The sequence below is a fragment of the Wolbachia endosymbiont of Aedes aegypti genome, from assembly GCF_021496215.1.
Lineage (GTDB): Bacteria > Pseudomonadota > Alphaproteobacteria > Rickettsiales > Anaplasmataceae > Wolbachia > Wolbachia pipientis.
On sequence record NZ_CP090902.1, the window covers coordinates 968,550 to 992,892 of the forward strand.

At 34.8% G+C, this 24,343-nt stretch carries 23 protein-coding genes and 1 tRNA gene; 11 read left to right on the plus strand and 13 right to left on the minus strand.

Going from position 1 to position 24,343, the window contains the following annotated elements; genetic code table 11:
- Positions 1-6 precede the first annotated feature (6 nt).
- On the minus strand, positions 7-1,941 hold the full coding sequence (gene mnmG / locus L0Z58_RS05010) for a tRNA uridine-5-carboxymethylaminomethyl(34) synthesis enzyme MnmG (RefSeq protein ID WP_010962983.1): 1,935 nt from the start codon (positions 1,939-1,941) through the stop codon (positions 7-9).
- A 187-nt stretch (positions 1,942-2,128) separates the two neighbouring features.
- Positions 2,129-2,204: transfer RNA gene (locus L0Z58_RS05015), tRNA-His, on the minus strand.
- A gap of 150 nt (positions 2,205-2,354) precedes the next feature.
- On the opposite strand from L0Z58_RS05015, the gene murJ reads away from it, so the two are divergent.
- Together murJ and L0Z58_RS05025 are read left to right on the plus strand one after the other, a co-directional pair.
- A complete protein-coding gene (gene murJ / locus L0Z58_RS05020; protein WP_010962984.1) occupies positions 2,355-3,842 on the plus strand; it encodes a murein biosynthesis integral membrane protein MurJ in 1,488 nt (495 codons plus the stop codon).
- A gap of 3 nt (positions 3,843-3,845) precedes the next feature.
- Positions 3,846-6,389, plus strand: a complete 2,544-nt coding sequence (locus L0Z58_RS05025; protein WP_010962985.1) for an AsmA family protein — start codon at positions 3,846-3,848, stop codon at positions 6,387-6,389.
- Between the two features lie 54 nt (positions 6,390-6,443).
- Here L0Z58_RS05025 and L0Z58_RS05030 read toward each other — a convergent pair whose 3' ends face one another.
- The 3 genes from L0Z58_RS05030 to L0Z58_RS05040 all read right to left on the minus strand — a co-directional run bounded on the left by L0Z58_RS05030 (position 6,444) and on the right by L0Z58_RS05040 (position 8,345).
- Positions 6,444-7,637, minus strand: a complete 1,194-nt coding sequence (locus L0Z58_RS05030; RefSeq protein ID WP_010962986.1) for a phage portal protein — start codon at positions 7,635-7,637, stop codon at positions 6,444-6,446.
- Positions 7,638-7,872: 235 nt separating this feature from the next.
- Positions 7,873-8,136: a type II toxin-antitoxin system RelE family toxin gene (locus L0Z58_RS05035; RefSeq protein WP_080717643.1), complete on the minus strand. Its 264-nt coding sequence runs from the start codon at positions 8,134-8,136 to the stop codon at positions 7,873-7,875.
- Complete coding sequence (locus L0Z58_RS05040) at positions 8,112-8,345, minus strand: DUF6290 family protein (RefSeq protein WP_010081986.1); 234 nt, start codon at positions 8,343-8,345, stop codon at positions 8,112-8,114. Before L0Z58_RS05040 ends, L0Z58_RS05035 begins: the two co-directional genes overlap by 25 nt.
- A 251-nt stretch (positions 8,346-8,596) precedes the next feature.
- Between L0Z58_RS05040 and lipB the strand changes: the two genes are divergently transcribed.
- Both lipB and L0Z58_RS05050 read left to right on the plus strand, forming a co-directional pair.
- Positions 8,597-9,214: a lipoyl(octanoyl) transferase LipB gene (gene lipB / locus L0Z58_RS05045; protein ID WP_010081985.1), complete on the plus strand. Its 618-nt coding sequence runs from the start codon at positions 8,597-8,599 to the stop codon at positions 9,212-9,214.
- Entirely contained in the window at positions 9,214-10,191 is a 978-nt protein-coding gene (locus L0Z58_RS05050) for an LD-carboxypeptidase (protein WP_010081984.1), read from the plus strand. Before lipB ends, L0Z58_RS05050 begins: the two co-directional genes overlap by 1 nt.
- 353 nt (positions 10,192-10,544) lie before the next feature.
- On the opposite strand, the gene terL is transcribed toward L0Z58_RS05050, so the two are convergent.
- The 3 genes from terL to L0Z58_RS05065 all read right to left on the minus strand — a co-directional run bounded on the left by terL (position 10,545) and on the right by L0Z58_RS05065 (position 14,961).
- Positions 10,545-12,008 (minus strand): phage terminase large subunit, encoded by a 1,464-nt coding sequence (gene terL, locus L0Z58_RS05055; RefSeq protein ID WP_010962987.1) that lies wholly within the window; start codon positions 12,006-12,008, stop codon positions 10,545-10,547.
- Positions 12,009-12,906: 898 nt separating this feature from the next.
- Complete coding sequence (locus L0Z58_RS05060; protein ID WP_006279487.1) at positions 12,907-13,704, minus strand: phosphoribosylformylglycinamidine synthase subunit PurQ; 798 nt, start codon at positions 13,702-13,704, stop codon at positions 12,907-12,909.
- A 6-nt stretch (positions 13,705-13,710) separates the two neighbouring features.
- Positions 13,711-14,961 carry a PstA family ABC transporter permease gene (locus L0Z58_RS05065; RefSeq protein WP_010962988.1) on the minus strand — a complete coding sequence of 417 codons (1,251 nt, stop codon included), beginning with the start codon at positions 14,959-14,961 and terminating at the stop codon, positions 13,711-13,713.
- Between the two features lie 48 nt (positions 14,962-15,009).
- On the opposite strand from L0Z58_RS05065, the gene L0Z58_RS05070 reads away from it, so the two are divergent.
- Positions 15,010-15,192, plus strand: coding sequence for a hypothetical protein (locus tag L0Z58_RS05070; RefSeq protein ID WP_010962989.1), 183 nt, complete (start codon positions 15,010-15,012; stop codon positions 15,190-15,192).
- A 48-nt stretch (positions 15,193-15,240) separates the two neighbouring features.
- Here L0Z58_RS05070 and rplS read toward each other — a convergent pair whose 3' ends face one another.
- A complete protein-coding gene (rplS, locus tag L0Z58_RS05075) occupies positions 15,241-15,618 on the minus strand; it encodes a 50S ribosomal protein L19 (RefSeq protein WP_006279489.1) in 378 nt (125 codons plus the stop codon).
- Positions 15,602-16,312, minus strand: a complete 711-nt coding sequence (gene trmD / locus L0Z58_RS05080) for a tRNA (guanosine(37)-N1)-methyltransferase TrmD (RefSeq protein WP_010962990.1) — start codon at positions 16,310-16,312, stop codon at positions 15,602-15,604. Before trmD ends, rplS begins: the two co-directional genes overlap by 17 nt.
- 74 nt (positions 16,313-16,386) lie before the next feature.
- Between trmD and purC the strand changes: the two genes are divergently transcribed.
- Complete coding sequence (purC, locus tag L0Z58_RS05085) at positions 16,387-17,109, plus strand: phosphoribosylaminoimidazolesuccinocarboxamide synthase (protein ID WP_010081959.1); 723 nt, start codon at positions 16,387-16,389, stop codon at positions 17,107-17,109.
- Here purC and purM read toward each other — a convergent pair.
- On the minus strand, positions 17,106-18,143 hold the full coding sequence (gene purM, locus L0Z58_RS05090) for a phosphoribosylformylglycinamidine cyclo-ligase (RefSeq protein ID WP_010962991.1): 1,038 nt from the start codon (positions 18,141-18,143) through the stop codon (positions 17,106-17,108). The two genes, purC and purM, sit on opposite strands and share 4 nt — an antisense overlap.
- A 133-nt stretch (positions 18,144-18,276) precedes the next feature.
- Here purM and L0Z58_RS05095 point away from each other — a divergent pair, with 133 nt between their 5' ends.
- Complete coding sequence (locus L0Z58_RS05095; RefSeq protein WP_006280049.1) at positions 18,277-18,570, plus strand: hypothetical protein; 294 nt, start codon at positions 18,277-18,279, stop codon at positions 18,568-18,570.
- Positions 18,571-18,584: 14 nt separating this feature from the next.
- The gene (locus L0Z58_RS05100) at positions 18,585-18,929 is read left to right on the plus strand and encodes a hypothetical protein (protein WP_233395610.1); all 345 of its coding nucleotides are present in this window, start codon (positions 18,585-18,587) and stop codon (positions 18,927-18,929) included.
- A 66-nt stretch (positions 18,930-18,995) separates the two neighbouring features.
- On the opposite strand, the gene L0Z58_RS05105 is transcribed toward L0Z58_RS05100, so the two are convergent.
- On the minus strand, positions 18,996-19,814 hold the full coding sequence (locus L0Z58_RS05105; RefSeq protein ID WP_007549273.1) for a transporter associated domain-containing protein: 819 nt from the start codon (positions 19,812-19,814) through the stop codon (positions 18,996-18,998).
- Positions 19,815-20,216: 402 nt separating this feature from the next.
- On the opposite strand from L0Z58_RS05105, the gene hemE reads away from it, so the two are divergent.
- Both hemE and L0Z58_RS05115 read left to right on the plus strand, forming a co-directional pair.
- A complete protein-coding gene (gene hemE / locus L0Z58_RS05110) occupies positions 20,217-21,233 on the plus strand; it encodes a uroporphyrinogen decarboxylase (protein ID WP_010082013.1) in 1,017 nt (338 codons plus the stop codon).
- Between the two features lie 68 nt (positions 21,234-21,301).
- Positions 21,302-22,495, plus strand: coding sequence for a pyridoxal phosphate-dependent aminotransferase (locus tag L0Z58_RS05115; protein WP_010962992.1), 1,194 nt, complete (start codon positions 21,302-21,304; stop codon positions 22,493-22,495).
- A gap of 45 nt (positions 22,496-22,540) precedes the next feature.
- Here the strand turns inward: L0Z58_RS05115 and L0Z58_RS05120 are convergent, their stop codons facing one another.
- Entirely contained in the window at positions 22,541-23,029 is a 489-nt protein-coding gene (locus L0Z58_RS05120; RefSeq protein WP_006280043.1) for a hypothetical protein, read from the minus strand.
- A gap of 514 nt (positions 23,030-23,543) precedes the next feature.
- Between L0Z58_RS05120 and L0Z58_RS07120 the strand changes: the two genes are divergently transcribed.
- Positions 23,544-24,227, plus strand: a complete 684-nt coding sequence (locus L0Z58_RS07120) for an MFS transporter (protein ID WP_010082011.1) — start codon at positions 23,544-23,546, stop codon at positions 24,225-24,227.
- Positions 24,228-24,343 lie beyond the last annotated feature (116 nt).

The following is a 24,343-nucleotide window of genomic DNA, read 5'->3' on the forward strand; positions in this document are numbered from 1 at the left end:
AATGCCTCACGCAAAACTAGCAGCTACTTTCGTTTTCCTGTTTCTCAAATACACTAATATGCTCACTATCGCTGCGGGAGTGATGCCTTGTATTTGCTTTGCAATGCCAATCGTCGCTGGTTTTATTGTTTGTAGCTTTTCTATTACCTCACTTGACAAGCCTTTAACTTGTGAATAGTTGAAGTTGATTGGAATTTGAGTGTTAATTTCCTCTCGTAAAAACTTCATATCTGCTTCTTGTCTTATTAGGTAGGGTTTATATTTTGCTTCAATTTCAACCGCTTCGCATATTTCATTCTTAGCTCTATTATCCGCTTTGGTGTGTCCCATTTTGCCATTCCAGCGCGTGACGCTGCTTAACTCCGGCCATATTTCTTGTAATTTATTCCAGTCGATGTTTGGATAGCTAAGTAAATCTAGTGCCGTTTTTCTTATCCCATCATAAGATATTTTGATACCATAAGACCTAAGCTGCTCAGGAGTAATCGTCAGACTCCCTAACTTCTCTTCAAGCTGCTTAATGGATTCAAGTTTATTCTGTAAAACAGAGTATCTCTCATGCGAAACAAGGGAAATATCATAACCTTTTTGTGTTAATCTTCTATCTGCATTGTCTGACCTGATAGCTAGCCTATATTCTGCACGCGAGGTAAATAATCTATAAGGTTCGATCACCCCTTTGATGACTAGATCATCTATCATTACGCCGATATATGAGTCTGTGCGATGAAGAACAAAGCTTTCTTTTTTTTCAGATGCAGAAAGTGCTGCATTGATCCCGGCAATAATTCCTTGCCCTGCTGCTTCTTCATATCCAGTGGTGCCATTAATTTGGCCAGCAAAATATAGGCCTTTAATTTTCTTAGTTTCAAGAGTATGAAACAGCTCTCGTGGGTCAATATAGTCATACTCAACTGCATATCCAGGCCTTAGTATTTCTGCGTTTTCAAGTCCTTTGATACTCTTTATCATTTCACGCTGCACTTCAATAGGCAATGAATTTGAAATTCCGTTCGGGTATACAGTATCATCATCCAGGCCTTCTGGCTCTAGAAATATTTGATGACTACTTTTTTCTGCAAATTTATTAACTTTAACTTCAATTGATGGGCAGTATCTTGGTGCTATAATATCATCCAAATACGAAGAAGCTGACCTGTGCAGATTCTCTCTAATTATTTTATGCGTGTTTTCATTAGTATGGGTAATAAAGCATGATACCTGAGGTTGGTTAATTTTTTCTGTGAGATAAGAAAACGGCACAGGTGGATTATCACCCACTTGTTCTTGCAATATTGACCAGTTTATAGTGCCACGATCAAGCCTCGGTGGAGTTCCAGTACGCAATCTACCTAATTTAAAATTATATTTCTTCAACGTATTTGCAAGTTCTACTGCAGGCTTATCTCCCATTCTCCCTGAAGGAGTTACCTGCTCTCCTATATGAATCACACCCCGCAGAAAAGTCCCTGTAGTTAGAACGACTTTACTTGTCAGTATATGCTCCCCTGAGCTTGTTATTACAGCTTTAATGCACAATTCTCCATTGTTATTACTCTCTATAAGAAAATCGTCAACCGACTCTTCTTTTACCGTCAAATTATTATAATTTAGAATAATTTCCTGTATTGCTTGCTTGTATAATTTTCGGTCTGCCTGTGCACGCGGGCCCCATACTGCTGCACCTCTGCTGCTATTTAAAATGACTGAGTGTATACTTGCTTGATCGATTGCTCTTCCCATTATTCCATCAAGAGCGTCAACTTCCCTGACTACAACGCCCTTTGCAACTCCTCCGATTGCTGGATTGCAGGACATTTCCCCTATAGTTGAAATTTTATGAGTTATAAGCAGCGTGTTTGCACCAAGGCGAGCTGCAGCAGCAGCAGCTTCGCACCCTGCATGACCACCACCTACTACTACTACATCATATTTATGCATGCCTTCTTGAGTAATTCTTACTCTACTAATATTCTAACTATTAGCGGTTAATGTCAAATTTTACAGTAATTAACTATTTCAATCATCAGTGGCCAATGTATAGCTAACTCACGTCATACCGTCACGGTATCTCTAGATCCCGCTAACAAGCAGCGGGATGACGGTTTTTCAAATTATCGGGTTTTAGTGGGGCGAGCGACCAGGATCGAACTGGCAACATTCAGTACCACAAACTGACGCTCTACCAACTGAGCTACGCCCGCCAAGATATAAAATTTCTAACATAAGAGCGCAAATAGTCAATTGATTATTTAACTCTCCTTTTGCAGAGGGTTTTAAGTTTAGCCAATAAATATTTTCATTGATACTTTTACCATTATAGTTAATTGTATTGACACTAATGAAGTAGTGGTATGTTTAAAAGTATTTTCACATTTAGTTTTTTTACGGCTATTTCAAGGATCTCAGGGTTAATAAGAGATGTATTGATTGCTACGGTTATTGGTGCGAACTCTCTTGCAGACATATTTTTTTCTTCGTTTCGTTTTGCCAATCTATTTCGAGCATTTTTTGCAGAAGGAGCGTTCACTACCTCATTCATACCATTATATTCGACAGAATCATATGATAATAAAAAGGCATTTAATTTTGCAAGTAGTGTAATATCCATTACGTTTATTATCTTAGTAATTTTTTGCCTTATCATGCAAACTTTCTCCCCTTATATGATTCAAATTTTTGCTCCTGGATTTGACCAAAGTAAGTTTACCCTTACTGTTACTTTATCAAGAATTATGATGCCCTACATAATCTTTGTTTCAATTGCATCACTTATTGGTGGAATGCTGCAAGTAAAGCAGCATTTTGCTTCAACAGCTATTGCACCAATCGTTTTGAATCTCTGTTTAATCATCAGTTTGTTTGTGCCTTACGTAAAAACTCCAGCGCACAACCTTTCTATAGCTGTCCTTATAGGAGGAATTTTCCAGCTACTTTTGATACTATTTAGTGCATACAAGTTAAAGGCAGCTTTTTCTTTTAGCCTTGAATTAAGCAATGAAGTAAGGTTATTTTTTAAGCGTGTGATACCTGCAATTATCAACAATTGTGTAACTCAAATAAGCTTATGGATTGATACAATCATGGCGAGTTTTATACCAAATGCGGTGTCCTATATATATTATGCCGATAGACTAAATCAACTACCGCAGGGAATAATCGGTACTGCAATTGGTACAGTGCTTCTTCCTTTAATTTCAAAACAGGTGGATAATACTGAAAATATAGTCAAAATACAGAACAAGGCTCTCAACATAGGATTAATGTTAATTATGCCAACAACTGCTGCCTTTATCATTATTCCCGACATAATTTTACTTACGCTTTTTTCTTACGGCCGGTTTGATCATTATGCAGTGCAGCAAACTGTTCCCACTTTAATAGCATTTTCTCTTTCTTTACCTGCATTTATTATAAATAAAGTATTGCTACCTACATTTTTTGCTAAAGGCAATCTGAAAATACCAACCATATTTTCGCTAATGTGTCTTGGAATTAATGTAGTGCTAAACCTTTTGTTAATGAACGAGTATCAGCATACGGGGATTGCTATTGCTACTTCCGTTTCCACTTGGATAAACTCTATTCTATTAATTAGTTATTTAACAATAAATAAAATGTATAAGGTTAGCCAAGCGTTATTGTTAAATGTTATGAAAATTTTTGTAGCAACGGCAGTCATGTCAATAGCCCTTTATATTTTTAATTCTTTGTTGGCAGGATTATTTTTTGATAAAATGTTGGCTCGTATTGTTTATTTAACGACTTTAATAGCTTTGAGTGTTATTGTTTATTTTGGTATTCTCTATTTAATATTTAAGGGAAACTTTAAGCATGTGTAAATTATGAGACTTTCTTCATATGCTATATTATCAATCTCACTGCTATTAATTCTCATGCATGTTGCTGCAACTTTTAAGGATTGGAGTGGCTACAGGAAATATATCATAAAAGAGTTAGAGAAGACGTATGATGCTAAAGTGCATATTGGGGGAAAAATTAAAGTTTCGTTGATTACCCCAAAGCTCACTATTTATAATGTATACGTACAATACAACGAAAATAAAGAGCAAAAATTGTCAGATTTAATTAGTGTAAGAAAAATTGAAATAAGGCCATCATTCCTATCGTTGTTTTTATTTTCGTTGCAACCAAAGTCAATCACATTGTTTGGCATGAAAAGCAACAAAGAAAATTTACTTAATATTATAAATACAAACGCCAGTGGTAACACAGTCGATATAGTAATAAAAGACAGCCAAGTAAGTTTCAAGAATGATTTCGCTGATATTGTTAACATAAAGGAAGTTGCTGTAAAAAAAAATAAGCAGTTTTTTGGTAAAGTAAAGGTAGGTGATAATAATTACGATTTTTCAGGAAAGGTTAATATCACAAAAAGGAATGTACACATTAGTGTTGAATCAAATTTTGTAAATTTGCTATTTACAGGTAATAGAAATCAAGAAGAACTCCAGGGTAATTTAACATTAACAATTAATAACAGTTCCGGTTCTGTGAGTGATTTAGCAAAAATCATTAATCTTAGCTTTCTCTCTTGTGTTATTCCTAGCGAAAATATCAAGATATCATCCAATATAAGTCTTAATGAAAGTGAGTTTACGGCAACTGACTTAAAAATTGATTCCAAAAGCATGCAAGCCAGCGGTACAATACAAAATGATAGAAAAGGCAATCACACTAATTTCAATATTAGCTTCAGTAAAGTTGATTTAGATTCCATACAAAATGATTCACAAAGAACAATGAATATGAAGGATCTTCTGGAGTGTTTTAGAGCAGTTGTGCCAAAGAACTTGAGCTTAAATTTTAATATGGAAGCTTCTAACATTCAATATCAAAACAAAATATTGGACAATTTCCGTGCTGTACTAAAATCCACTGATGGCAAAGTAAAAGTTAATACGCTTCTTAAATTTCCTGGAATCAATAATATATCTTACTTATCAGGAGAGATCTCAAACAATAATGTCCTATCTGAATTCAACGGTGATTTATTAGTCGAAGGAAATGATTTTGAGTCATTCATTTCATGTTTTTTCCCTTCTATAAAGATGAAAGAAAACCAGAAAAATCAATTTACACTAAGTTCTAAACTGCACCTTGCACCAAGAATATTATCTATCTCAGACATTAGACTGCTAAATAATAAGGAATCCTTGCAAGGATCAATTAGAGTAAGCCACACAAAAAAACGCAGTGTGATCGATGGTGAATTTAGCATGCATAATCTTGATGCAGATAAATATGATCATTCATTATTTAGCAGTTTACCTAAAATGCAATGGCTGAAAAATTTTCAGTATGATACAAATATAAAGGCCCGTGTTAATAACCTTACATTGAATGATACGAAAATTAAAAATTTGGATTTTTTGCTGAAAATGGAAAAAGGTAAGCTAGTTGCAGATAAAATAAAACTATCTGGAGAAGATTTCGATATTACCGGTAATGCAAAAATATTAGCAGATCAAAAATACGCCAAACCTTTATTAGATGTTAACCTTACGGGCAGTAAATTTAATGGAAAAATTATTACATTACCAAATTTAGTAGAGACGAAAAGAAATTCAAGAAATGAGATAGATCAAATTCAATGGTCAACAAAGCAGCTTGATTTTTTGGATGATAAAGAAGGCTTTGATGCAAATGTGCAAATCAATACTGCAGAATTTAAAACCGAGCAGAATGTTTTAAAAGATTTTAATTTGGATGCGGTAATGAGAAACAACACTATCACTATCAGGCAGGCAAGTTACGTATTAGAACGCGGGCAAGTGTTTTTTCAGGGTTATTTAAGATCAGACTCAATAAATACAAGATTTTCTATTGTAAATTTGGACACTAAAAAGATTGGTAAGGTTATAGGAATTGACAATGTAAATGGTCAGGTAAGCTTAAATGGTGAAATCAAAACTCAAGGAAAAAGTTTTCATGATTGGGCTAGTAACTTATCAGGAGATGTAAACTTACAAGCGCAAGGAATAGAAGTTACTAATGTAGATTTCAATTCATTTATCACTAATTTGTTAAGCAGTAAGAATAAATCTGAAATTTCCACACTTGCTTATGTTGATATATATAATGGCAAGACATTTTTTGAAAATATTAGCGGAAAAGCAAGTATTAAGAGTGGTATATGTTCAACTAGTTTACAGTTCGGGATTGATCAAGCATCAGGATCGATCTCTTCTAATTTAACCTTATCTAACTTCGCTTTAGCTTCTATATTCAGGTTCTTTTTCATACCACCAAATTATAGTAATCCAATCTATATCGATATGCATTTGGATGGCCCTATTTGGCGTCCTAAGATGAGTTTTGATGTAGACCAAATCTTCATCGCTCTGGTTGGCAAGAAAAATAGTTAATTTACTTAGGTGTACGGTTTAGGGGACAATAAACTCATCTGAACGGATACAAACTTAACCTAACTCATCACCACCTGGCAGTGGTGGCAAGCCAAATGCTTCTCTCTTTTCGTTGAGCGTCATGAAGCTTGCGTTTTCTACGTATTTCCACAACTTTTGTCTTTTTTCCATGAGAATTTCTATTGCATCTTTGTCATACGACAAGCACAGATCTTCACCAAATCTTGGTGTCAGCCAAGAATTCAGGTGACAGATAATATTTTCTAGCGTTGGTAAAACCGTCTGCTCCCAGAGGGATAAGCGTGCTTCGACTAAATTGCTATAAGTGTTATCACCCGGTATGCCAAGCAATTGCGGTGGAACGCCAAAAGCTAGCGCAATATCACGAGCTGAGCTGTGTTTGGACTCAATAAAATCCATATCCCTTGGCGATAAGCTCATTTCTTTCCACTCCAAGCCTCCTTCAAGCAATATCGGTCTTCCAGCGTTTATAGAACCTGAATAATGATCATTTATCTGCGCTTTTAAGCGTTGGTACTGCTCTTGACTTAAACTTCCACCACTTCCATCTTTTGCTGATTTTACAACTATTGCACCACTTGGTCTTGCCCCATTTTGCAACATCGCTTGATTCCAAGCACCCGCCTGATTATGTTGATCTATGCTATATGCAGCTGCCTCAATTGGTGATAACCCATACCAATCATTCAAAGGATTAAAGGTCTTTAAGTGCAACACTGCTGAACATCCAGTTAGTTTATCAACTTTAAAGTCATAACTGTTGTTATTTATGGTATAACGATAGATATAAGGAACGTTATTTCTCCCTGGAACAATTTCAACCCTATCGGGGCGCAGAAGATAAAGCTCTGTTGGTGGTTTTCTACTATTCTGTGATTCAACCATCAATATATAAGAATTGCCGTTAACTAACCGATAAGTTACAATCCCCTCAATAAATTCCGATTTTGATGTCATTGGATTAGGAGAATAAAGTAATTTCAGTAATGGATGGGCTTTTAATTGCGATTTTCCCTGTTCAGTAAGCTGGCAGAGAGTAAAAGGTACCGAAGATGCAGCACTTGCAATCATATTAATTGCTCGAAAGGCAATAACATTTTTTATGTAACCTTCCTCAGCAAAACTTACATAATCACGCTTACTCCAACTTGGCTCCATCATTAGCTGCAAAGCAGAATATTTAGTAAATACTGCGCTTTTTTTTCTTTGAAAAATATTGAGATTCATATATGCCTCCTAAAAAATTGAATTTGTGGTAGAATTATATCAATTGGTGTCACAGGAAGGATATACTAACGTACGAACATTATGTTTGAGAGCAATCTCTACACAGTAGTTAAATGGCAGGCACAATAAGGGGTAGCAAAAAGAATGAGCTTTTTTTTTGAGCTGAGCGAAGCCACCTAAGGTAGAAAATGAATCAGGAAGGAGTAAAAATATATTTAATATTTATATGATGTACTTACTTATAAATATCTTTTCTGTGTCCTATCTCTGTGATAACCACTTCATATTTTATAATATTTACGGAATAGATAACGCGATAATCACCTACCCTTAATCTTCTTTGTCCTTTAAATCTGTAATATAATGGCTCACCAAGGTTAATGGGATCAACTGTAAGGCGCTTATTTATCGCATTTATGATCCTTAATCTTATTGTTTTTGGAAGAGCTGGAAGGTCTTTCTCAAGAACGCTTTCTATGAAGATAATATTGTATTCCAGTCTACATCCTCACTTCTAATTTTCTTTACACCTGAAACATTACGTTTAGCAGCACGCTCAATTAGTATTTTATCTTCCTCATTTTCAATTGCTTCTTGTATGAGCTTCTCTGTTAGTTCTTTAATGGACTTATTTCTTATTTTAGCCAGTCCAGCAAGACACTCTGAAATTTCGTTGTTGAAAGTTATGCTAAATTTTGAGTTTGCCATATATTTTACCTAAAATCTACTAATAATTATACAACATTTTTCTGAATTTTTCAATAAAAAAAGTTGCCTATACGTAAAGAGGACCTGTGTTGACAAATAATTAAACATTTGTCATGTACTATGTTTGTTAAGGAGAAATAGCACAGAAGTTAGTATTAAGTATATTAGGAATAAGAAAGGCTGCGCCCAGTGTCACACACTGGAATAACAGGAAAAAACGAACTGCTATACTAAAAAAAAAGAAATAGAATATGACAGAATGGCTAATATCTAATCAGCTTATTGATTATAACTGTGCTGTAAAATCCATGGAAGAGAAAATTCAACAAATTCACAATAATTCAGCAGACGAATTGGTATGGCTACTCCAGCACCCTCCACTTTATACTGCAGGAATCAGTGCAACAGCTGATGATATTGTTGAAAAACTATTTCCCATATATAAAACAGGAAGGGGTGGTAAACACACATATCATGGTCCAGGACAGCGCATTATATATTTAATGTTAAACCTTAAAAAAAGAAACAAATGCGATATAAAGCTATATATTAGAGATCTAAGTAAGTGGATCATAAATGTTTTAAAGCAATTTAATATACTTGGAGAGTTTAGAGAAGATAGAATAGGCATTTGGGTAAACCATAACGGAGTAGAAAAAAAAATTGCAGCTTTTGGTATTCGCTTAAGAAAATGGGTAACTTATCATGGCATAGCGCTTAACGTCTTTCCAGACCTCTCTCACTATAAGGGTATTATTCCTTGTGGGTTGCAAGGTTATGGCGTCACGTCAATGGAAGAACTAGGAGTGAAAGTTCCACTCTCTGAATTGGATGATATACTAAAAAAAGAGTTTTATAAGATATTTTAATGATTGTTTACCTTTTATATTTCATTCTCACTTTATGTGCTAACACAGGTATTCATGCAATGGACCAAGTTGATATTATTGCTCCTTCCTCCAAGGGAAAAGAATCAGATCTGACTACTATAAAAGAATATGTAGAAGCTTTGGATTTTAATCCCCATATTTCGGAGAAAATATATAGTAATGATAACCCATTTTATTCCAACTCTGATGAATTCAGAGCAAATGATTTGGTTAGTGCACTAACCGGTGATAGTAAAATAATCTGGTGTATCAGAGGAGGAGAAGGGGCTTCTCGGTTAATTCCCTATCTAGAAAAGTTACCCAATGATAAAAAAGAAAGGATTGCTCAAAACAAAAAGATCCTCATAGGCTATAGCGATATAACTGCCTTGCACATCCATCTACAAGCTAAATATGATTGGCAAACTCTTCACGGCACCATGTTGGAAATGATAGTAAATAACTCCGTTTCTGAAAGCTCTGTTGAAAAATTGAAAGAGTTAATTCTTAACAAGCGGGATTCTATCAGATTTGATAAGCTAAAGATGATAAATAATGGCATTAGACTAAAAGATGGCAGATTAAAGTCTAAAATCATCGGTGGTAATATGACTTTAGTTGAAAACAGTATAGGAACTGTTTGGCAAATAAATGCGAAAGGTAAAATTCTATTTTTAGAGGACATAAGAGTCTACCCATATGCAATAGAGCGCAGTTTAGATCACCTAAAACAAGCTCACATCTTTGATGGAGTACATGCAGTAATCTTTGGGGATTTCGTTAACTGCTATAACGATAACCTTGTTGAAGTTGTAAAAGAAAGGTTTGCAAAAAGTGTTAACTTTCCTGTATTTACTATGAAAGGGGTAGGCCATGGACATACAAATGATCCTTTACCTTTTAACACTCACGCTATTATTAGCGTTCAAGACGAAAAAGAAGGTTTGTTTTTTATGGACGTGCAGAATGTTAGCTAATCTTATAGCTAACGCGAGCTCTACGTCATACCGCCGCAGTATCTCTTAGCCGCTAACACGTACTTAACCGTCATACCGCGATTCATTCGCGGTATCTCATCCGCTAACAAGCAGCAGTTCTACGTCATACCGCCGTGGTATCTTTTAGCATAGATCCCGCTAACACGTAGCGGGATGACGAGCTTATCGTCATGCTGCCGCGAACCGTCATACCGCCACGAACTGTCATACCACCACGAACCGTCATACCGCGATTCATTCGCGGTATCTCTAGATCCCGCTAACACGTAGCGGGATGACGGTTGTCAGGGTGTCATGCAAGTAGCTGACTACTTGGATCTGGTAGGCTTAAATCACAATGCCCGTAAAGCTGCGACCCTAGAGCTACTATCTCTCACCCACTGCAAATATTGCACGGTACTATCCACTTGATCATCGTGTCGAGTTTCAGGAAACATTAAAATCTCATACTCAAAATCGTTCAGCCATACTGCTTGGTGCGGCAGAAAAACCTTGCCAGACTCTATAATCGGAACAATTTGATAAAATCGAGTAAGTTTGTCATCATGTGGTACTATTTCGATAATTGGTAAATCACTGTTTGTCTTTAGCTCTTGCACCAATTGCTGACCACTTGTTTTTGCTTCGATTAAAATTGCGTGCGGTGTCCATCTTGCAGCTAGTGACAGAACTTGCTCTTTAAGCTTTGGATACTCAAGCTTTGCGCGATATACATCGAGTAAATAGAATTTATTGCCCACTTTTGTCCAGGTGGTGCAGACGCTAAAGTTGCTCATGCTGCTTGTTGAAACTGCAGTGTCCCAGCTCTGAGTGACATATGAGAGACTATCAGAAAAATTTCTATAGCGCTTCAGCCACTCTCGTTTAATTATACCACTTGAAAGTGGCAGAGGGTTTTGTTGATATTGTGCAGCAAAAGCGTAACTTCCAAGTTCAACCTTTATCATCTCAACTTCTTCTTTTCCTCCATCGAGGGGATATAGCAACTGACCTTCTTCTCTTGAGTATAATATTACGGGTGGTGTCATTCTAGCACTTGATGCTGTAATCCAGCTTTTGTACTCATTTGTAGTTACTCGGGTGACAGGAACAAGAAAAGGAGGCGCTGGCTTTTTGATTGAATAGATAATCTCCTTATTTTCAGATATCATCGGTAAACAAGTATGGTTCCATATGTTTTTCGGTTTGGAGAGAAGGTGCCCGGTTAAATCTTCTTGATGTAGCCTATGCATCACAAGAACAATTACTCCTTTTTTTCTATTGTTGAGCCTGGCTACTAAAGTCTGGTCAAACCAATTTGTAGCACGCTTTCTAAACGTTTCACTCAAAGCTTGGGCGGGACTCAGTGGATCATCCACGATGATGAAATCACCACCTTCACCTGTTAACGTCCCTCCAACTGACGTTGCGATTCTGTATCCTCTCTGCACTGTTTGAAATTTGTATTTGGTATTCTGATCTTTGGATAGTTCTACCTCTGGAAACAGCTCTCTATACCAACTAGACTGCATTATGCATCTTGTATCGAGCGAGTGCTTTTCGCTAAGCAGCCGAGAGTAGCTTGCAACTATTATTCTTGCAGTTGGCTGATTTCCCAGTATCCATGCAGGCCACGCAACACTAGCGCACAGGGACTTCATTGAACGCGGAGGCATATTGAATATTATTCGCCTCATTTTGCCAACATTTGCCGCTTCAAGTCTGTCTGCTATGACTTTTATATACTGATAATCATTATACTCACACCCCGGCACTACCGTTTGAAAACACAGTTCAATGAATTTTAGAAAGTTCATGATATAATGTTGAAACCAACGCGTGACGCTGGGATGACAAAAAAAGGAGCACTGAAGGCTATAGGTGAGACGTTGCGGTATCTCTAGATCCCGCTAACAAGAAGCGGGATACTTAACCATCATTACACCGTCATACCGCGATTCATTCGCGGTATCTCTTAACATAGATCCCCTACTATACCTTAACATAGATCCCGCTAACAAGCAGCGGGATACTTAACCATCATCTACACCGTCATACCGCGATTCATTCGCGGTATCTCAGCCGCTAACAAGTAGCGGAATGACGAATTACTTAACCATCATTACACCGTCATACCGCGATTCATTCGCGGTATCTCAAAGCATAGATCCCGCTAACAAGTAGCGGGATGACGGTTGTCGTTTAGCTATAAATATTAAGAAATTTACCAAATAAAAAAAGGCAAAAGAAGCCCCGTGGTTGGCTAATTACTTACATTATACTTTCAAGTATGGCGTTTTTTTATTCTAAACGCTTAATAACCGCGATTTAGCTGCTTTTTAATGCAACTAACCTTTAGTCATAAATGTTTAAGAAATTTACTAAACAGAAAAAAAGGCAAAAGAAACCCTAGGGTAGCTAATTATTCACTATCCATTTTTTAAGTTGGCGTTTTTTGATATTTTAAATGCTTTATAAGCGCATTTCAGCTTATATTAGGTAAAAACCTAGAAATTTTATAAAGACATAAGATGCACATAGTGCAAAAAATTAAACATGGGACGCCAGATACGTGAGTTTTTTTGTCATTTAATCTGTACAGAGAAGATAAATAAATAGCTTCAGTTTCATGATAAGGGGACTGGCAAGGCTTGTCAAGCAAGTTTTTTGCAATATCAGGGGATGATTTCGACCATAAATCCCTATCAATAAATTTTAACAAAAATACTTTAGTGCATTTTCAAATATAAGCATTCCATCGCCATATTTTGGCACAGCAACACCTAAACGCTTGCTCTTTTCTTTTTCAAGGGGCCAATTATCTTGCTGGGTAAAAAATATTCCCCTTTCTGGATGGGGCATTAAAGCTAGCACTCTTCCACTTTTATCTGATAAAGCTGCTAGGTCGTATGTAGATCCATTCGGATTGTAAGGAAATTGTAGGTTAGCATAGTTGCCATTTTTATCAATGTAACGTAATGCGGTGGAATTGCTCTCAATCAATTGGTTCAAAATATCTTGATCCATAAAAAATTTGCCTTCCCCATGAGCAATAGGGAGATATAGTTCACTCAGACCCCGTAGCCAAACAGAATTACTCTTTGAATTAACTCTCACTCTAATCCAACGGCATTGATAATTGCCTATATCATTATGGATTAAAGCTAGACTAGAGAATTCTGGAATTAATTTTACTAATATCTGACAACCATTACATATTCCTATAATCAGCTTGTCCTGAGATAAAAACTCTTGAAACTCATCCAACAAGTTGTTTTTAATACGTAAAGCAAACGCATTACCAGCACCAGTGTCATCACCATAGGAAAAACCCCCTGGAATTGCAAGTATATTGCTTAATTTCAGTTCACCTGGATTATCTATGATATCGTTAATGTGAACGATTTTTACTTCAATATTACCAATACCAAGTTTTCTGCTGCATTCCATAAATGCAAATGCAGTTTCTTTTTCGCAATTTAAGCCATAACCAGATAGGACTGTGATTTTCATGAATTGCTAAAAATTAAAAAATTCGAATTTCCTTTTTACAAAATTTGCTACTAAATTTAACGCAAATAACACCAATAATAAAGCTATAATTGCGATAGCAGCAAGTTCAACAAATGCAATTTCAGGATTGCTTGACCATATGTATATTTGCACAGATAGAACAGTCGCCGGATCGAAAAAGGACGTAGGTGTATCAGCAATAAATGCCACCATACCCATCATAAGTAAAGGAGAAGATTCACCTAAAATCCTTGCAATTGCAAGCACAGTACCATGTATTATTCTTGGTAACGCAATCGGTAAAGAGTGATCTAATATCACCTTGATGTGAGGTGCACCGAGCGCAAACGCTGCATCTTTTATCGTAATAGGAACATTCGCAAAGGCATTTTTTGTTGCAATTATAATATTAGGTAACATCATAAATGAAAGAGTCATTCCACCAACAAGTGGTGAAGAGCGTGGTAGCCCAAATATGCCAAGATAGAGAGTTAAGCCCACTACACCAAATATTATTGAAGGCACTGCAGCAAGATTATTTATGCTAATTTCTACAATATTAGTCATTAGCCTATTTTTAGGCATAAATTCGTAAAGACAGATGCCCGACATAATTCCTATTGGTAATGCTAATGCTAGGCACACTATAATTGTCATTAATGAACCGATAAACGCTCCTAAAATCCCTGCATTTTCAGGTTCACGAGAGTCAGATTTAAGGAATAAAGACTTATTAAAAAATTTTTTCACTCTCCTCTTTTCTTTTAGCCAATCAAGTAATTTAGCATAACGATCATTCAAATATTTATCTTTATTTATTGAATTAATTATACTTGACGCGGTAAACCAGATCTCATATTCACCACTATCTTTTACTTTCTTACGAAAAAATTTCTCTAGTTCTTTGTAAGAATTACGACTTAAAATTTCGTCACCGTCTTTAAAATCAGTTCCTCCAAACACCTTACGTAAAGAATCGTTGAGTAAGCCAATGGACTTATACCGCAAATCACTAGGATTACTCGCCAAAGCAAGATCAGCATTTATTTCAACTGGCAATAAAATTTTCGTTACTGTTAAGGCACTGTAAGAGTTAACCAATATACTGAGCAATATACACACAGGACAGCCAAGTGAGATAACTAGTGCCGTGAAAGAACAAAAGCGTAGCGCTCTGTTCTTTTTATTTTTCCTTTTTATACGAGCATGTACACGCCTTGACTGAAGTAATTTAAGGAATTTTTTCTTTATACTCATTTACTTTTCTTTACACGAGGATTTGAAAAAACTTTCCCCTTTTTTGTCATGCAAGTAGCTGACACTGGGATCCAGCAGGCTTTGCCTGCAAATAATTTTTACATTTTCCATGAAAGCACAAACCAAAAGGAGAATAATGAATGCTGGATCCCAGTGTCGGAGCACTGGGATGACACCACAGCGGGAGGCAAACACAATGTTCGTACAGTTGTGTGTCACGCACTGGGATGACAAGAGAGAGTTCTGAGATGACACAATTGACATCACTCCCTATTGTATCTACTTAGATTTCTTTTTAACATAAGTAGTACGCTCTTTGATCCTTGCAGCTTTTCCAAATAGTTTGCACAGATAATACAGTTTTGCTCTACGAACCTTTCCTTTTCTTGTCACTTGCACTGAAACCAGTGCAGGAGAATAAACAAAAAACTGAGACACTATACTTTCTCCATGGCTCACTTTTCTGACTGCAAAAGAAGAATGTAACCCGCGGTTCCTTTTTGATATACATACACCTTCAAATATCTGTATACGTTCACTTGTACCGTCAACTACTTTAAAAGTGACCTTCAAATCATCGCCAGGACGAAATTCTGGTATTTCTTTAGCTAACACTTGCATTTGCTGTTCGTTAAATTTTTTAAGTAAATTTGTCATTTATCTCTCCACTCAATAATTCAGGCCTACGCTTTTTTGTTATAACATGAGACTGCTTCTGCCTCCAATCACTTATTTTTTTGTGATTGCCAGATAACAAAACCTCAGGTACTTTATATCCCTTCCACTGCTCAGGTCTAGTATATTGAGGATATTCAAGTACACCACCACCATAATTAAAACTTTCTTCAGTAATACTATCGGTATTATTTACTACACCTGGAAGAAGTCTAATGCATGCATCAAGAACCACCATTGCAGCTGGCTCACCTCCTGAAAGTATATAATCTCCAATACTTAACTCATAAGGAGTATACGCATCAATTATCCTTTGGTCAATACCTTCAAATCGACCACACAATATTGTTATATGAGGAAACTCTAATAATTCTCTGGCAATATTCTGATTAAACTTAGTTCCAGATGGAGTCATGTAAATAAACTTAGTGTTTTTATGAACAGAGAGCATACTATCTACTGCATCACCAACTACATCAGAACGCATAACCATTCCTGCTCCACCTCCATATGGAACATCATCCACAGTTGAATGTTTATCTTTCGCAAAAGAACGAATATTTATTACTTCAAGGTTCCATATTTTTTTTTCTAACGCTTTTCCGGCAAGAGAATAGTTCAAAAACCCCGGGAACATTTCTGGGAATATGCTTAATATTGTAACATTGAATGCCATTAAGGTTTATTTTAAGTTATTTGGGGCTATACTCTAAGAATAGTAAATTGATATAATATATAGTTAAATTAAACATGTCACTGAATAAAACGATATACGAAGGTAAAGCGAAAGCCATTATTGAAACTGAAGACTTATCAATTGTCATACAGCACTTTAAAGATGATGTTACAGCATTCAATAAGGAAAAATATGAAATAATCGATGGTAAAGGAATAATTAATAATCATATTAGTGCTTTTATCATGGAAAAGCTTGAGAAAGCAGAAATTAGCACACACTTTATAAAAACTCTAAACGAAAGAGAACAGCTAGTCAAAAAACTCAAGATAATACCTCTTGAGGTAGTAGTTAGAAATGTCGCAGCTGGCAGCTTTTGCAAACGTTTTAATATCAAAGAAGGTGAGAGGCTTGCATCTCCTATAATCGATTTTTTTTACAAAAATGATGACCTAGCCGACCCAATGGTAAGTGAAAATCACATACTGTATTTTGATTGGCTATCTAGCAAAGAAATGGATGAAGTTAAAACTACAACTTTAAAAATCAACGAAATATTAGTTCACCTATTTTCAAATGCAAGTATATATTTAGTTGATCTCAAGTTAGAATTTGGCAGATTAATAAATGACAGTACTAAAATCGTTTTAGCTGATGAAATTAGCCCTGATAACTGCAGATTATGGGATAAAAATACTTATAAAAAGCTAGATAAAGATGTCTTTCGTTTGAATTTAGGAGATTTAAAGGAAGCATACCTAGAAGTTGCAAAAAGACTGTCAGTAAAGTTAGGTTAACTAAATACTACTCTATCAAGTGGAGAGTTACATGCCTCATCAAGTTTTCCAATAATTTCAATTTTTTCTCCACGTTTTTGGAAATGATTTTTCACGTTTTGCATATTCTCAGAACTTACGATCAATACCATACCAATACCACAATTAAATGTTTTTAGCATTTCTTTCTTCTCTATTTTACCCTCCTTTGTTAGCCATAAAAATATATCTGGCCATTTCCAGGAATTAATGTCTATGTTTGCAAATAAGTTTTTTGGAAGAATTCGCGGAATATTGTCTACCAAACCACCACCCGTGATGTGCGCAATACCTTTTACTTGTGACATGATAGGCAGCAAAGAATCAACATATATTTTTGTTGGTTCAAGTAGTATTTCACTCCAAGATTTATTATTCCATAGAGATGTATCGTTATAATTTATACCTAAGCTTTTGAAAACATGGCGCACTAAAGAAAACCCATTTGAGTGAATTCCACTTGACTCTAAGCCAACTATATAATCACCTGCTTTCATCATACTACAGTTTGGAAGAATTTGCTTTCGATCAACTACACCAACCACAAACCCTGCAAGGTCATAGTGATTATTACCATACATTCCAGGCATTTCTGCAGTTTCCCCACCAACCAATGCTATTTTAGCTTGCTTGCACCCCTCTGCAATGCCCTTAACCACAGATAATAAAACATCTTTGGTCAAAACGCCTGTTGCAAAGTAATCAAGGAAAAACAAAGGCGTTGCTCCTTGTGCAAGTAAGTCATTTACACACATTGCAACTAAATCTATACCTATAGTATCATGTTTATTCACTTCTTGAGCTATCAACAGTTTCGTACCTACTCCATCAGTTGAGGAAACGAGTACTGGATGGTCATACTTCTTACTTAGTGCAGCAAAATCAAATAACGCAGAAAATGAACCTATTTCGCTGATTACTTCTTCTCTAGTAGTTTCTTGAGCAATAGGCTTGACTTCTTTTATTAACTTATTATATAGTTCAATATCTATTCCTGATCTGGTATAAGTATTCATAATCCTTTTATAAATTTTAAAATTGTTAATACTATATTAATGCCTTGATATAAAAAGTGCAACGAAACTTTCTCTTAATTGACTATTATATACTTACCAATATAGGGTAACTTAAATCATTTATAATTATCCAATGAACGAAAATACCAAAAACATACTGTTAATAACGGAACTGCTATCAGGACGGCTGCTTCATGACTTTGCTAACTCTATGAATGGAATAACGTTTGGCGTAGAAGAGCTTGAAGTAATAGATAAGAATGATGCTGATGCGCAGAAGGAAGCGTTGTTGTTTCTTAAAGAAAGCTCCGATGATTTAATATATAAACATAAAGTTATGAAGCAGGCATATTCTTCTTCAATGGATAATTATAGCTTTGATAAGACCAAATCTAATATCGAAAATTATTTATTAAAAAAAAAGTAAAGCTTACGTGGAAAATAGACGCATACTCTGCAAAAAATAAGGAAGATTTAATTGAAAAGATAAATAAGATAATTTCTAATATGGTGCTAACTATAGCCAGTGCAGTGGCGGAAGTTGAACTAGTATCTGTTTTACTGAGTCAAACAGAAGATAAAATGCTATTAACTATAAAAATTCTAAATGAACACAAACCAATAAGCAAATCATTAGTAGACAAATTAATCAAAAAAAATGACACTAATTTAAATACAAAAGATATTAATATCTATATGACCTCTTTATTATTAGAGTACTATAACACTGAAATGCATTATACTTGCGAAAATAATTTGCTGGAAATAGGTTTAACTATAACTTGAGTTGCATATTTGGTTATTACAACTTTTTCTTCGTGTCAAGGCATTCCCCGACAAGGGGTACCAAATCTAATTTTTGTAATCACTTAAGTCTAGTACTATTTTATTAATGTAGCGCTCATTTGCATCTTTGATGATAAACTTCATACCATTTTTATATTTAATGACTTCATCTACAGAAGGCACTTTACCAGCAATCGAAAGAATCAAACCACCAAGTGTAACATAGTCTTCTTCAGGGTCACGTAATTCTATTTTTAGATCCTCTTCTATATCTTTTATAAGAGCCCTTGCTGATACTTCAAACTTATTTTGAGACAATTCAGTAATGGTATATTCTGAATTTATTTCGTTTTCACTATCAATGTTTGGTATTAGTTCCTCTATAAGATCAGTCATTGAAATTAAACCATCAGTTCCACCATATTCATCCAATACGATAGCTAAGCATGATTTAGAAGAGTTCATCCTAACAAAAAGATTAGTTGTCTTCATCGAGGGTGGAACAAATATTACGCTTTGTATAATATGTTTCAGATTAAAATTTTTATCCCTATTAAAAATAACATCTTTTACATAAAAAAAGCCTATTACGTTATCAAAGTTATTTTTATAAATTGGTATTTTAGTGTGGCAAGTGTTTTTTATCTTCTTTATTATTTCACGCTCGCTTGACTCAATGTCTACTGCGCATATCTCTGTACGTGGAGTCATTATATCCATTATACCACAATCGCGGAATTTTAATAGACCATTAAATATATTAAGGTCTGGCAGATCTTTCATTAATGCCTCAGTCGCACACTTTTTCAACACAGAAGCTTTTTTGAAAAGGAAGAGAAAAATTCTATATGCTATTTTTTCTACTAAGGTTCTTTTTTTACTCAATTTATTCCCTGTAATGGCAAAAACGTTTTCAGATTAGATTTATCAAGAAAACTGTTATTAAATGTTTAATAAGCATGTGAATAATGTCAAATTAATTTGTGAATTATTTGTTGATATAAAATACCAACAATTGATCAACAACTTTTTCAACAACATATACATAGTTGTATAACAATGCATGATGGTAAAGTATTTTCCATAAAAGAAAATTACTAACACTCTAAACACCTTACTTATGCACATAAATCATAACAGAAAATCAATAATATACGAAAGTTACTCACATATTTATCCACAAGTTGAACAACGCCAATTTTTACTGAATTTTAAGTTAGTAACAAGTTATTGATAGAACTATTATTACTACTATACTTTAATATACAAAAGAATAAATAGAATAGATTGGAAAGCGGCAAAACAACAATAGCGAAAATTATTAAGAGAAATGAGCCGGGTGGAAGAGTGCCTATCTGGCTAATGCGTCAGGCTGGCAGGTCTCTTCCTGAGTACCGCAAAGCAGTAGAAAATATGAATAATTTTATGGAGATATGCTACAACACAGATTTAGTGACAGAATTGACGTTACAGCCGGTGACAAGATTTGACATGGATGCGGCGATAATTTTTTCAGACATTTTAATAATAGCTGATGTTTTGGGTTGTGACGTGAATTTCGTACGCGGTGTAGGTCCAATAATAAAACCCGTGGAAAGTCCTAAGGAATTGAAGGGTCCACAAGAAATTGAAACTAAAACCTTACCAATTCTAAACGCTATAAAAAAAGTCAGAAGCCAATTACCAAAAGAAAAATCTCTCATAGGATTTGCTGGTGGACCATGGACAGTAGCCTCATACATCATAGAAGGTAGGAGCAGCAAAACTTTTTCCAAAGTATTAAATTTTTATCCTTCGTGTTTGAAGGAAATAATTGAACGAATAACGGAAGTAACGATTATTTATCTAATTAAACAGATAGAATTTGGAGCAGATGTTATTCAGCTATTTGACAGTAATGCTGGTGCGTTATCGGAACCATTGTTTAAAGAATATGTTATCGAACCAACAAAGAGAATTATCTTGGCAATAAAGGATAGATTTTCTGATTTTCCAATAATAGGTTTTCCAAGGTCTGCTGGAAATCTTTATAAAGATTACTGCGAACAAACAGGTGTATCTGCAGTAAGTATAGATTATAATGTTCCAATAAAATGGGCGAAAGCGAATCTAAACATCCCTCTACAAGGAAACCTTGATCCTAATCTTTTAGCCTATAATAAAACGGAAGCAATCAAAGAAGCAAAACGTATAATAGATTGCTTTAGAGATTTACCCTTCATATTTAATCTCGGACATGGAGTACTCCCTGATACTCCAGTTGAAAATATTGCTGCATTGGTAAACCTGGTAAAAAGCTACTAATACAATACACAAAATTCTAGCTTTTTTGTTGTACGGGGTTTATCATTTGAATTTAGCTTCAGTAAGATATGTCAGACCTTGCAAAAAGAATGTCCCTAATAAAACCATCACCTACGATTGCTGTAACTGATAAGGCAAATAAGTTGAAAAATGAAGGAAAAAAGATCTGTGTTTTAGCTGCAGGAGAACCGGATTTTGATACTCCAGATCATATAAAAAAAGCAGCTATTCAAGCAATAAGTGAAGGTAAGACTAAATATACTGCTGTTGATGGAACGCGTGAGCTGAAAGAAGCAATAATTAATAAGTTAAGAAAGGATAATAACCTCGAGTACACGCTTAACCAAATCTGTGTTGGTACAGGTGCTAAGCAGGTGTTATTCAATTTGTTCATGGCAACAATTAACTCTGGAGATGAAGTTATTATTCCAGCTCCTTATTGGGTTTCATATGTTGATATGGTAAGTCTTTTTGGCGGCTTGCCAGTTGTAGTAGAATGCAAACAAAATTTTAAACTGACAGTGGAATTATTGAAAAGCAGGATAACTAAAAAAACTAAATGGTTAATTCTTAACTCACCGAACAACCCTGCAGGAGCTGTGTACACATGTGATGAATTGAAAGACATAGCACAAATATTGCTTGAATATCCACATATGAATGTCGTTACAGATGATATTTATGAGCATATAATATACGACGAAAAGTTTTTTACTATCGCTCAGGTTGAGCCGAAGCTTTATGATAGAGTTTTTGTAGTCAATGGAGTATCAAAAGCCTATGCAATGACAGGCTGGAGAATAGGGTATATTGCAGGTAGAAGTGATGTGGTAAAAGCTATCTCTACGCTGCAGTCTCAAAGCACTTCTAATCCAAATTCGATAGCACAAGCAGCAGCAGCAGCAGCATTAAACGGTGATCATAGTTTTTTGAAAGAAAGAACAAGGATTTTTAAGAGTCGTAGAGATTTTATGGTGAAAGAGCTAAATTCTGCCCCGGGATTATCAGCGTCTGTTCCACAAGGTGCGTTTTATTTATTTGTCTCATGTGAAGGATTGCTCAGTAAAAGCACAAAAAGTGGTAAGATAATAAATAATGATTTAGATTTTACTGAATACTTACTGGGAGATCATTTGGTTGCTGTGGTTCCAGGAATTGCATTTGGTCTAGAAAATTTTATCAGAATTTCTTATGCAACCTCTCAGGAACAATTAGAAATTGGATGTGATAGTATTACTAAAGCGTGCCAGGAGTTAAAATGAAATAGACTATCCATAAGTTGTATATTTTGCCATACTTCGCCAAGGTTATTTTGAATGTTCTAACTTGTGTTTTTCTATGGAAGGCATTTTTATTGATTGAGCAAGTGTCTTTCTAATATTGAATTCCTCATTTTTTTCATTTTGTTGCAGTAAGTTAATGTTATTTATTTTATTTACTAAATCTTTCCCCTTTTCCAGAGTCTTTAAATCACTTTCGTTAATGTGATGTTCATTGTAAAATTCTGCAACAATTTCTTTTCTTTTCGGATAAGTATTTAAAAATTCCGACACCTGATGTTTAGCAACAGCTTGAATAAATTTCTTATTAAATCTTGAATCGTTATATAGATCTTCTAAATTTTCATCGTAGTGTTTTGCTTCATTTACAGCAAGCTTTATTATCTCTTCTATACCACTTAGAAGTTTCCTATACAATTTGTCGTATCTATTGCCTAGCACGTGTGTAGCGAATGTTTGTTCAATGTATTTTGTTATGTAATTTTGCAGCGTATTATCTATCGTGCTTATATTCATCAGCCTGCTTTAATATTATATTAACTATTTTACACATAAAAAGGTTAATATTGAATTAATAGAATACTTCTGAAGTCAAATTTTACTGAAAATTATGGTATTTAAGATATAATTGTCAGCATGAAATAAAAACATAAATAAAATGGATCTTGTAACAAAAGTGAAGCTCAAGATAAAGATGAATAAGGGTAAAATCATAAATATACTTATCATTTGTGGTGTAATTTTTTTCATATACCTTATTCATGAGCCAGTTGTAGATATGGTAGAAAAAATTATAAGTAAAATAAAAGGTCTCTTTTAAAAATAGAAAAAGTGAACTTTTTCCATCATCCAAACTTGAACCTGGAAAATTTAGTTAATGCATAAACTACTTATGTTGGCTATGAGTTCAACTGTATAAAATTCCGGTAAATTAAAATAAGTATTCATAAAAATATTGTTTTCTATAAACAGAGTATCTATAATGCTAGCTTTGGGGTAAAGTATTGCAGAGGAATTTTTAATCTGGTTGTTGGCGTCACTGTTTTATGCATACCAATATATATTACGCGTAATTCCAAATATTATAATTCCTGAATTGGTAGTAAGGTTTAATATAGGAACAACAGAAATAGGACAATTTTGTGGACTGTATTATGTAGGTTATGTGTTAGCACATATTCCTGTAGGTATTCTTTTAGATAGATTTGGTTCTAAAGTTGTTATACCGATTTGTATTGCATTAACATCTTTAGGTGCTTTACCTTTAGTCAGTTCTAATGATTGGAGTTATTCTATTATTGGAAGAATAATTACTGGTATTGGATCCTCTGCTTCAGTACTTGGACTCTTTAAAATAATAAGAATCTATTACCATAGAGAAAAATTTGCCATGATGTTCAGCATATCGGTTATTATTGGCATTTCAGGTGGTGTATTTGCCACCAAACCATTACATGTCTTACTTGATAAGTTTGGGTGGGATTATTTATTTACTGTGTGTATAATGCTTGGATTATTGCTTGCTTTAACTACCTTTATATCTATACCTAAAGTTGGCACCTCAGACGAAGAATTAAATATTAAAAATTTAAGCAAAGTTATATTTAATAAAGATATTTTATTGATAGGTTTGTTTGGCGGTTTTATGGTTGGACCATTAGAAGGCTTTGCAGATGCGTGGTCCGCAACATTCTTGCATGAGATTACGCTATAGATAGACACATTGCATATAGCATTTCAAAATGGATACTAATAGGCTTTGGCTTTGGGCATTTATTACTTCCTTACATATTAGCAAAAAATCCAACCAAGCACTATGAAATAATAATT